The 10,456-nt window shown below is 62.5% G+C and carries 9 protein-coding genes; 8 read left to right on the plus strand and 1 reads right to left on the minus strand.

Annotated features, from left to right (window positions below; translation table 11 throughout):
* The 6 genes from WCJ41_RS17595 to WCJ41_RS17620 form a co-directional block, all read left to right on the plus strand.
* The coding region (locus WCJ41_RS17595; protein WP_336907141.1) for a tetratricopeptide repeat protein at positions 1 to 1,761 on the plus strand (1,761 nt) is incomplete at its 5' end.
* Between the two features lie 93 nt (positions 1,762 to 1,854).
* On the plus strand, positions 1,855 to 3,534 hold the full coding sequence (locus WCJ41_RS17600) for a tetratricopeptide repeat protein (RefSeq protein WP_336907142.1): 1,680 nt from the start codon (positions 1,855 to 1,857) through the stop codon (positions 3,532 to 3,534).
* Positions 3,531 to 4,211: a glycosyltransferase gene (locus WCJ41_RS17605; protein WP_336907143.1), complete on the plus strand. Its 681-nt coding sequence runs from the start codon at positions 3,531 to 3,533 to the stop codon at positions 4,209 to 4,211. Before WCJ41_RS17600 ends, WCJ41_RS17605 begins: the two co-directional genes overlap by 4 nt.
* Before the next feature lie 6 nt (positions 4,212 to 4,217).
* Positions 4,218 to 6,509 (plus strand): tetratricopeptide repeat protein, encoded by a 2,292-nt coding sequence (locus WCJ41_RS17610; protein WP_336907144.1) that lies wholly within the window; start codon positions 4,218 to 4,220, stop codon positions 6,507 to 6,509.
* 18 nt (positions 6,510 to 6,527) lie between these two features.
* A complete protein-coding gene (locus tag WCJ41_RS17615; RefSeq protein ID WP_336907145.1) occupies positions 6,528 to 7,184 on the plus strand; it encodes a sulfotransferase family 2 domain-containing protein in 657 nt (218 codons plus the stop codon).
* Positions 7,181 to 7,894 (plus strand): sulfotransferase family 2 domain-containing protein, encoded by a 714-nt coding sequence (locus WCJ41_RS17620; RefSeq protein WP_336907146.1) that lies wholly within the window; start codon positions 7,181 to 7,183, stop codon positions 7,892 to 7,894. The genes WCJ41_RS17615 and WCJ41_RS17620 overlap by 4 nt, the downstream gene beginning before the upstream one ends.
* Before the next feature lie 24 nt (positions 7,895 to 7,918).
* Here the strand turns inward: WCJ41_RS17620 and WCJ41_RS17625 are convergent, their stop codons facing one another.
* On the minus strand, positions 7,919 to 8,584 hold the full coding sequence (locus WCJ41_RS17625) for a hypothetical protein (protein WP_336907147.1): 666 nt from the start codon (positions 8,582 to 8,584) through the stop codon (positions 7,919 to 7,921).
* A 168-nt stretch (positions 8,585 to 8,752) separates the two neighbouring features.
* Here WCJ41_RS17625 and WCJ41_RS17630 point away from each other — a divergent pair, with 168 nt between their 5' ends.
* Positions 8,753 to 9,499, plus strand: coding sequence for a hypothetical protein (locus WCJ41_RS17630; RefSeq protein WP_336907148.1), 747 nt, complete (start codon positions 8,753 to 8,755; stop codon positions 9,497 to 9,499).
* A gap of 565 nt (positions 9,500 to 10,064) precedes the next feature.
* A partial coding sequence (locus WCJ41_RS17635) for a DUF6641 family protein (protein ID WP_336907149.1) occupies positions 10,065 to 10,456 on the plus strand: 392 nt, incomplete at its 3' end.

Below are 10,456 nucleotides of genomic sequence, written 5' to 3' on the forward strand. Positions count from 1 at the left end.
CGCCAGGACGTGGCGTCCGTGTTCAACCACCGCGGCGTGGCGCTGCGCAGGCTGGGGCAGGCGGAGCAGGCGCTTGCCGATTTCAGCCGCGTGATCGTCCTCGACCCGCGCTCCGGCGATGCGCACTACAACCGGGCCAACACGTTGCGCGAACTGGGCCGCTTGCAAGACGCGCTGTCGGACTATCGCCGCGCCGTGCAGCTGGCGCCGGCCCGCCCCGACATGCTGAACAATCTGGGCGGCTGCCTGAAGGAGATGAGCCTTCATGAGGAAGCCCTCGGCTGCTACGACCGGCTGCTGGCGCTGAACCCGAACCTTGCCGAGGCACACTCCAATCGCGGCCTGGTGCTGCAGAACCTCGGACGCTTCGAGGAGGCGCTCGCCAGCGCGGATCGGGCCATCGCCATCAACCCCGGCTTCACCGATTCCTGGCGCGAGCGCGCCGCGGCGCTGATTGCTCTTGAGCGGCTCGATGAGGCTCTGGTGGCCGCAGACAGGGCGCTGGTACTCGACCCTGGCCACGCCGAGGCCCATGCCACGCGTGGCATGGCATTGATGGATCTGGGACGCGCGGAGGATGCGGCCGCGAGCTTCGATGCCTCGCTGGCGCTGAAGCCCGGATACATCGATGCCCGACTGGGCCTTGCCAAGCTTGCCGCCGAGGAGGGCCGCTTCAGCGACGCTGAAGTGCTGTTTACTGCGGTCGTTCAGGACGATCCCGGAAATGTGGGTGGCCTGCATGGGCTTTCCGGCGTCAGAAAATTCAAGGCGGGTGATCCGCTGTTCACGATCATTGCCGAGCGGCTGCGCGATGCCACGCTGACCCCGCAGCAGCGCGAACAGCTGCATCATGGCTATGCCAAGATCAGCAATGACGCGGGGCAGTTTGATGATGCCATGGCGCATTTCGCGCGGAGCAAGGCGTGTCGCCCATCACGCTTCGATCTGGCGCGGCACCGCGCCAGCCTTGACGCCATGAAGGCGCAGTTCACGCCTGCGTTCTTCAGTGCAAGGCAGGGCTATGGCCTTTCGGACGAGCGCCCGGTTTTCGTGGTTGGCATGCCGCGCTCCGGCACCACGCTGACGGAGCAGATCATCTCGGCGCATCCGGCGGTGCGGGGGTTTGGCGAATTGCAGACCCTGCCGCAGCTTTCAAAGTCGCTGGGTGGCGGCCCGAAGAGCCCGGAGCACTTCAGCGCCGCCGTCGCGGCGCTGGATGCAGATGCTGCAGCCCAGCTGGCGGAGCGCTATCGCGCGGCGTGGCGTGGCGTCGACCCTGCGCTGCTACGCCTCGCCGACAAGCGGCCACACAATTACGAACTCCTCGGGCTCATCGCGCTGATGTTCCCCCGGGCGCACATCATCCACTGCCGGCGCGATGCGATGGACAACTGCCTGTCCATGTACATGCAGGATTTCAACGTCACCCACGGCTATAACCGCGACCTCGAGACGCTCGGCCACTATTACCGCGCCTATGAGGACCTGATGGCGCATTGGCGCGCGGTGCTGCCGCTGCCCATCCACGACTGCGTCTATGAGGATACCGTCGATGACCTCGAGGCCTCGGCCCGCGGGCTCATCGCCTTCCTTGGGTTGCCGTGGGATCCGGCCTGCCTCGCGTATCATGCCCAGGAGCGGCAGGTGCGCACACCCTCGCAGTGGCAGGTGCGCCAGCCCGTCTATCGCAGCTCGGTTGCGGCGTGGCGGCGCTATGAAGGCCACCTGGGGCCGCTGAGGCGTACGCTGGACGCTGGCTGATGTCAGGTTTTCCGTGGCGGCGCGTCTGGACTGGTTTCCACTCCGGGTGATAGAGGACGGTTCCGTCGCCCCGCTAAAGGACAGGCCTGCTCCGTGGCACCACTGAAGGATATGTTCCAGAGAGCGCTGGCTCTGCACCAGGCTGGTCGCGTGGCCGAGGCGCAGCTGCTCTACCGGCAGATACTGGCGATCGACGGGCGGCATTTCGACAGCCTGCACCTGCTGGGCCTGGCGATGGTCCAGACCGGTGACGCAGAAGGCGGCGTGCGCCTGATCCGCCAGGCGCTGGCGGTGCGCCCCGGCGTGGCGGAGGCGCACTACAATCTTGGTCATGCATTGCTGACGCTCCGCCGTCCGGCCGAGGCGCTGGAGAGTTTCGGCGTCGCACTGCAGATCAAGCCGGGTGACGCCCAGTGCCAGTTCGAGGCCGGCAATGCGCTGAAGGAGCTTGGCCGCAACGAGGAGGCGATTGCCCGCTACGACGAGGCGCTAGGGCTCGATCCGCGCGACGCGGAGGCGCACAACAATCGCGGCATCGCGCTCAAGGATGCCGACCGCCTCGCGGAGGCGGTGGCGAGCTATGACACGGCGATCAGCCTCAGGCCGCGCTACGCTGAGGCACACAGCAACCGTGGCAACGCGCTGAAGGAGATGGCGCGCTTCGATGAGGCGCTGGCCGGCCATGACCAGGCGATCGCGCTCAAGCCCGACTATGCCGAGGCGCACTACAATCGCGGCAATGTGCTGGGCGACCTGAAGCGCTACGATGAGGCGCTGGCGAGCTACGACACGGCGCTGCAGCTTCGCCCGGACTGTGCCGAGGCCACACACAACAAGGCGCTGCTGCTGCTGGGCCGCGGCAGATATGGCGAGGGCTTCACGCTCTACCGCTCGCGCTGGCAGTCACCATCCTTCGGTGGCGAGCACCTGCAAAGCGATGTGCCGGCGTGGACTGGCACGGCCGGCGATGCCGTGCTGCTGTGGCCGGAGCAGGGCATCGGCGATGAAATCTTCTATGCCTCGCTCATGCCGCTTCTCGCTGACGGCGGAGCGCGCATCACGCTCGCCGCCGACGGGAGGCTTCATGCCATCTATCGCCGGTCCTTCCCGTGGCTGAGCATCACCGACAAGGATGCGCTGAAGGCGCCCCTTGCCGGGCGCTTCACGGCACAGGCGCCGATCGGAGACCTTGGCGCCATCCTCGGGCTCGATGCGGAGAAGCTGGCGGCGCGCCCGCCGGCCTTCCTGCGGGCAGACCCGGACCGTCGCGAAGCGCTGCGGCGCGCGACTTCCTTTCCGAAGTCCCGTCTGGTTGTCGGGCTCTCGTGGAAGAGTGCGAACCACAAGTTCGGCGCGGAGAAGAGCCTGCGCCTCGTCGATCTGGCACCGGTGCTGGCCATTCCCGGCCTCTCCTTCGTCAACCTGCAGTATGGCGACGTCGCGGCCGACATTGCAGAAGCGAAGGCGGTGCTTGGCGTGGCGGTCCACCAGGTCGAGGGGCTCGACATCTACAACGACATCGACGGGCTGATGGCGCTGGTCGATGCCTGCGACGTGGTGGTGACCACCTCCAACATCACCGCACATCTGGCGGGCGCCATCGGCAAGAGGGCCGTGGTGCTGGTGCCTTCAGGCAAGGGATGCCTGTGGTATTGGCAGGGTGGAAGCAACAACTTATGGTATCCGAGCTTGACGCGGGCCGCGCAGCCGCGCATCGGAGACTGGCAGCCGGCCATCACCGCGGCTGCGGCATGGGTAAGGGACAACACATGATGGAACGCGTCAATCTCATCGTCGGCTTCGACCAGCGCGAGGCCATTGCCTATCACGTGTTCTGCCAGAGTGTGATCGAGCGGGCGAGCCTGCCGGTGCAGTTCCTGCCGCTCAATCCGAAGTCCATTGCCGGCTACACCGAGCGCCACAGCGACGGCAGCAACGTCTTCATCTATACGCGGTTCCTCACGCCCTACCTGATGGACTACAAGGGCTGGGCGATCTTTGCCGACGGCGACATGGTCTGCAACGCCGACATCGCCGAGCTGTGGCGGCTGCGCGATCCGTCAAAGGCGGTGATGGTTGCCAAGCACGACTACAAGACCAAGGCGGAAACAAAATATCTCGGCAACAAGAACGAAAACTACCCGCGCAAGAACTGGTCGAGCCTCATCCTGTGGAACTGCGAGCATCCGGACAATCGCCAGCTTGACCCGTCCTTCGTCGAATCAAAGAATGGCGCCTTCCTGCATCGCTTCACGTGGCTCCGCGACGACCAGATCGGCGAGATCCCGAAGGAGTGGAACTGGCTGGCGATCGAGTATGAGCCGAAGCCCGAGGTCAAGCTCGTGCACTACACACTAGGTACGCCGTGCTTTGCCGACTACCGGCAGACCGAGATGGCGGAGCTGTGGCATGACGGGCTGAAGCGGACGCAAGAGGGTTTGGGCAAGTAGCCAGCCGTGTCCAACGCGCTCAACCAGTTGAGGCAGGCCGTCGCCCTTCTTCAGGCGGGCAAGCTGGCGGAGGCGATCCGCCTGTCGCAGACCATATTGTGGGCGGAGCCCAAGAACTTCGATGCGCTCCACATCATGGCGCTTGCGAGTTACCACGCGAAGGACTTGCCGGCCGCACTCCGCGCCATCGAGAAGGCCCTCGCGGTGCGCGGCGACATGGCCGATGCCTATAACACGCATGGCCTGATCCTGCGGGCGATGGGCAAGGTGCCGGAAGCCGCAGGCCAATTCTCCCGCGCCGTCACGCTGAACCCGAAGTCGCGCGAGGCCCACTACAATCTCGCAAATTGTTGCCAGGATCTCGGACGGCTGCCGGCGGCGCTCGAGCACTATGATGCCGCGCTGCGCATCGAGCCGGGCATGGTGATGGCCTGGAACAACCGCGGCCTGGCGCTGCGTCGGCTCGGGCGGCTGCCCGAAGCCGTGGCGAGCTTCGATGAGGCGATCGCCCGGAGCAGGGACTTTGCACCCGCCCACTACAACAAGGGCGATGGCCTTGCCGCCCTGCACAGGTTCGCGGACGCCATTGCCAGCTATGACCGGGCGATTGCCCTGCAGCCCGGCTTCGCCGAGGCCCACTGCAACCGCGCCAATGCGCTGATGGAGCTGGGGCGCACCGCAGAAGCGCTCGCTGGGTATGATCGCGCAACGAACCTGCAGCCGCGCTTCCACCAGGCGCATCTGAGCCGGGGAATTGCGCTTGTTGCGGCTGCCCGCACGGCGGAGGCCGAGGCGAGCTTCAGGACCGCGATTGCCCTCCGGCCAGACTATGCCGACGCCCACTATAATCTGGGCAAGCTGCTGAAGTCTCTCGACCGGCTGGACGAGGCGCTGGCCTCCTCCGACGAGGCCATCCGGCTGCGGCCGGACCACGCCGAGTCATACAGCAACCGCGGCACCGTGCTGAAGGAGTTGAAGCTGCCGGAGAAGGCACTCGAAAGCTTCGACAGGGCGATCAGCCTCAAGCCCGACCTCGCCGAGGCTCACACCAACCGTGGCACCGTGCTCTCCGGGATGGACCGCTTCGAAGATGCGCTGGCCTGCCATGATGCCGCGATCCGCCTGCGGCCTGATTTTCCGGAGGCCCACAACAACCGGGGCAACGTGCTGCGCGAGCTCGACCGCGCCACGGAGGCCGTCGCAAGCTACGACACGTCGCTGAGCCTCAAGCCTGACTATGCCGAAGCGCTCAGCAATCGTGGCAACGCGCTCCGCGATCTCGATCGTCTGGCGGATGCCATCGCAAGCTTCGATGCCGCACTCGCCCTCAGCCCGGATGAGCCGGGCTTCCATTACAACAAGTCGGTCGTCCTGCTGCAGCGGCATGCCTTTCCGGAGGGCTTCCGGCTCTACCAGTGGCGCTGGGACTCGGAGGAGTTCGGCACCAGGAAGCCAGAGACGCAGATCCCGCATTGGGATGGCGCGCCACCTCACGGCAGGCTCCTGCTGTGGGCTGAGCAAGGTCTTGGCGATGAGGTGTTCTACGCCTCGATGCTGTCGCTGCTCGATGAAGGCCTTGACGTGACCGTCTCTGCCGACAGGCGGATTCACCCGGTCTACAGTCGGTCCTTTCCCGGCATCAGCCTGATGGACCGCCAGGATACGCAGACATCAATCAAGGCCGACTTTGCCGCGCAGGCGGCGATCGGTGACCTTGGCCACCTGCTGCGCTTCGATTCCACGAAATTCACCAGGCGGCGCCATCCCTACCTTCTGCCCAATGCCGCGAGGCGGCGGGCAATCGTTGAAGCCAATCCGCAGCTTGGAAGGCCCCTCGTATGCGGGCTCTCGTGGCGCAGCGGCAACAAGAAGACGGGCGCCAGCCGCAGCATCAGCCTCACCGACCTTGCACCGGTGCTCAGGCTTCCGGGCTTCACCTTCGTGAACCTGCAATATGGCGACGTCACGAGCGACATCAGCGAAGCCCGCGCGCAACTTGGCGTGGAGGTGCAGCAGGCCCGGGATGTCGATGTGTTCAAGGATGTCGAAGGCCTGCTGTCGCTCATCGACCTGTGCGACGTGGTGCTGACGATCGACAATGTCACGGCGCATCTGGCGGGGGCGATCGGCAAGAAAGGCGTGGTTCTCATACCGGCAGGCAAGGGCCGCTACTGGTATTGGGGTGGCGAGGACCAAAGCCTCTGGTATCCGAGCCTGAGGCTTGTCTATCAGGAGAACGTCGGGGACTGGACCCCCGCAATCGCAGCGGCTGCAGGCTTCGTGCAGCAGGTCTCTTAGACAGCAGGAAGGTCACGGATGCCACTCTATCAATACCGCACGAAAGACAGGGAGACGACACTCCTGTTCATTCACGTGCCGAAGACTGGCGGTACCGCGATCGAGACCTATCTTCGCGGCATAGGGCTCACCGGCTTTTTCGATCCACCCACCTACATGCCCGTGCGGCCCTATCTCAAGGTCCCGCCCGCGCATTATGACTATGGCTATCTGAGCCGTCTGTTTGATCTGACAAAGCTCTACAGCTTCGCCGTGGTGCGCCACCCGGTGCGGCGCATGGTGTCGGAATACAAGTGGGCACTCGAGAAGTCGACACTCCCCGGGCAGCTGGCCCAGATGGCATTTTCCGACTACATCCGGCACATGTTCGACGCGTATCGCCGCGACGAGAACGTCGTCGCCGGACATTTCAAGCCGCAGATCCGCTTCGTGGGTGAAAAGGTCACCAAGATCTTCAAATATGAATCAGGCCTCGATAATGTATTGCGGCACGTGCTTCAGGACGTGGGGTTGAAGATAAGTTCGGAGATGAAACTCCCCGTCGTCAACAGCACGTCGTCCCGCGAGGTGGTGCCGAGCGACAGTGATGTAGATCTCATACGGGAGGTCTATGCGGAGGATTTCAAGGCCTTCGGATATGAGCCGAGGCCCACGGAAATGGTCAGTCAGTCATGAAATTCGATGACGTTCTCAGATCTCCCGGCAGCGACGCGGGACGACCCCGCGAGATTGCCTTTCTGCACCTCGGCAAGAATGCCGGCACACAGATCATGCATCTCGCGTTGCAGCTCAAGGCGTATGGCGTCATCGTTCACCAGCTTCCGCATTCGAAGAAGCTCTATGACATTCCCCCGGCGCTGAATTACTTCTTCTCTATCCGCAACCCGATCACCCGCTTCAAGTCAGGCTTCTACTCGCGCAAGCGCAAGGGGCAGCCACGCATCTATGCTGAATGGACAAAGCCCGAGGCGATGGCCTTCGAACGGTTCGCCCATGCCAACGAACTTGCGGAGGCACTGTTCCGAAAGGACGATATCGGGTACGATGCCGCGCAGGCCATACAATCGATCCGCCACACGGCAATGCAGCAGATCGACTGGTTCGAGAGGCTCGCATTCCTGGACCTGCGGCCGCCGGTGTGGATCATCCGACAGGAGACGTTCGCCGAAGACTTCGGAACCCTTCTCGCGAGGATGGGACTGCCGCTCCGCTACAGCGACCTCAAGCCCGCGCAGGATGCGGCATCGGCACACAGCAATGACTATTCACAGGCACCTGAACTCAGCGATCTCGCGAAGGAGAACCTGAAGCGCTGGTATGCCCGGGATTTCGTCTTCTATGATTTCTGCGAACAGTGGATGATGAAGCACCACTCGCGCCCCTGAGCGGCGCAGCGTCGTTCTGCGCGACTATGTGATTTTCCACGACGACAGATAGGTCGCCACGAGAGACCCCAGTTGCCTGTTCAGGAAATCCTGAAGGAAGCTGCGTTCCTGGGCATTGAGAGCGGACTGGTGTGCCTTGAGCAGCGCGGGATCGCCCCGCGTCTGCGATCCCGAGGGCTGGTTCCTGTCATACCATGTGACGGCGTCCTGCCTGATGGCCGCAAGCTTAGAGGCATCGAAAGAACCGGCAACCCCGAGGAAGGCGAAGATCTTCCGCAACGAATCGTCTCCCGAAATCAGACTGTCATAGGTGACCATCATCTTCTCACCCTTGAAGGCGTCGAAGAGCCGGATGTTCGTGCAGTAGAACGCCATGTGGTTCGGGTTTTTGGCATAGGCGCGGACAAAGGTTTCAGCCGGATCGCGCAGCAGCAGCAGCGCCTTGGTGTAGGGTGTGCTGCCGTCAGGCATGAACAGCGGAGCAAAGGGTCCGACGGGAGGGCCGATGTGGCCGGCATAGTGGGTCCGGTGGAACAGCAACGTCCCATCCTTGATGAGGTGCACCTTGCCTGGCGTTCTCCTGCCGCTCATCCCCTCGCAGGCGTGGCGGACGAGGTTGAGGCCGGAGCGTTCCGCCGAAATCACCAGCGTCTCGGGAAAGGGCGCGTGGCCATTCCGGAAATCTGTCACCTGCATCTTCTTCCCCGCTTCATCCCCGAGCCCGCCGGCAGGAGCCAGTCCTGAGCCCGTGCTGGAGTCGCCCCCTTTTCCCTCGACGCCGAGGGTCAGCGTTTGATAGAGCAACACTCGTGAGGCTGGCAACTTGCCATCAGATACCCGGTGTGAATTCCTCAGAGCATGATCCTTTCCCACAGCCACAAGTTCATTGTCTTCAAGACCAGGAAGACCGGGGGGACGAGTTTCGAGATTGCCCTGTCCAAGTACATGGCGTCGGAAGATGTGGTTACACCGGTGGCTCCGGACGATGAGAAGATACGCTCAGCGCTTGGCTACACCGGCCCGCGGAACTATGTGCCTGATGTGGCCGGAAAGGCCGGCGAAGGGGTGCAGGCCGTGAAGTTCTACAATCACATTGGTGCCGCGGAGGTCCGGTCCATGATCCCCGCCGACCGCTTTGGCGCCTATCTGAAGGTTGCCATTGTCCGGAACCCGTTCGACTATGCTGTCAGCTGGTATTTCTGGGAGCGCTCCCGCGTCGCCGAGACCTCGCGCGATGACTTCCAGAAGTGGCTGAGGTTCCAGTATGTGAAGCGCCCGGAGATCGAGGCGGAGTACCGGCTCAATCAGCGCCCCAATCCCGGCATGTTTTCGTCTAACCGCTTCATTACCCATGTTGACGGGCGATGCGCGGTCGACCGCATGCTGCGGTATGAGCATATGCAGGAAGATGTGGCGGAATTTGCCCACCAAGTCGGACTGCCCGTTTCACTTGGATCAGAGTTCCGCGCGATCCGTGCGAAGGGCAATTATCGCCCAGCCGCTGCCACGGCACGAGTGATGTTCGAGAATTTCAGTGATGGCCAAGAGATGATCAAGACGGCTTTTTCCGATGAGATCGCCACTCACAATTATCAACTGACCTGACAGTGAATTGGCATGCAGCCTCGTGGCTGCGAATGCCGGCAGGATGATCGACAGTGGCTTCGTGCTGAATGAGATGGAAGGCTGACGGAACCCGATAGCTGGCATGTGGGTCAGTCCGCCCGGGATGCTGGCACCAGCACCCTCCATCAGGTGACGCACGGCGACAGGCCGCCAAACTGCGGCTCTCTGCTCGGCAGCCGGCAGGGCTGCCAGAAGGCGTCCCGCTAAGTTGTGTCATTTGGGAAAAATTGGAGCGGGCGAGGCGAATCGAACGCCCGACCCTAACCTTGGCAACTTAATTGCCCAGGCTTAAGATATTCTATTCATTCGGTTAAAAGACCCTCTCAAAAATCCGTTTACGATCCGGCTACGGCAAAAGCGGCTACGGAAGGAGCCTCTCGTCGTCCTTCAAGCTATTGGAACTGTTGACAGATTTCAAGCATTTTGTAACTCAACACTACGCCGTTTCGCTTACAAAAATCACTTCTATACTGTCAATAAACTCCTTTCTTTTAATTCTGCTAAGAGTTATCAATAATCCATAGATAACAGCAGGATAGCTCCAATGAATACGCTCAAATCGCTCACTTTCGTAGCGGCTCCACCAAAGAATCCCAACAATCCCACGTTCCACCGCCGTGAACGGCTTGTACAGCGACTTCAAGAACAGCTTCAGCTCGCCAAAGACCCGTCCTTCGCTCCCGTTATTACACGGTGGAAGAAGAGCGAAGACGGCGTGAAGCGCCCTGTAGATTATCACCGCCGTATCAAGCCGTGGTGGAAGGTCGACGAGCAGGGCTTCGTGATCCTTACCGTCCGCCAAGGGTTCAAGACCTTGGAGTTTGAAAAGGGTAAGGGCGCTATCGCGGTGGGGACCGTAGAGAAGCTTGAGGGCGTCCTGGCGACTTTGATAGCCGCTACCCGTGCCGGCGAGCTGGACGGGCTCCTGGAGCTTTC

Origin of the sequence: Aestuariivirga sp. (assembly GCF_037139295.1) — a bacterium.
GTDB lineage: Bacteria > Pseudomonadota > Alphaproteobacteria > Rhizobiales > Aestuariivirgaceae > Aestuariivirga.

What these genes read in the sequence shown, in the direction of transcription:
- WCJ41_RS17605 (WP_336907143.1), top strand. Translation starts at nt 3,531, where the DNA reads ATGATGGAACGCGTCAATCTCATCGTCGGCTTCGACCAGCGCGAGGCC.
- WCJ41_RS17615 (WP_336907145.1), top strand. Translation starts at nt 6,528, where the DNA reads ATGCCACTCTATCAATACCGCACGAAAGACAGGGAGACGACACTCCTG.
- WCJ41_RS17630 (WP_336907148.1), top strand. Translation starts at nt 8,753, where the DNA reads ATGATCCTTTCCCACAGCCACAAGTTCATTGTCTTCAAGACCAGGAAG.
- WCJ41_RS17620 (WP_336907146.1), top strand. Translation starts at nt 7,181, where the DNA reads ATGAAATTCGATGACGTTCTCAGATCTCCCGGCAGCGACGCGGGACGA.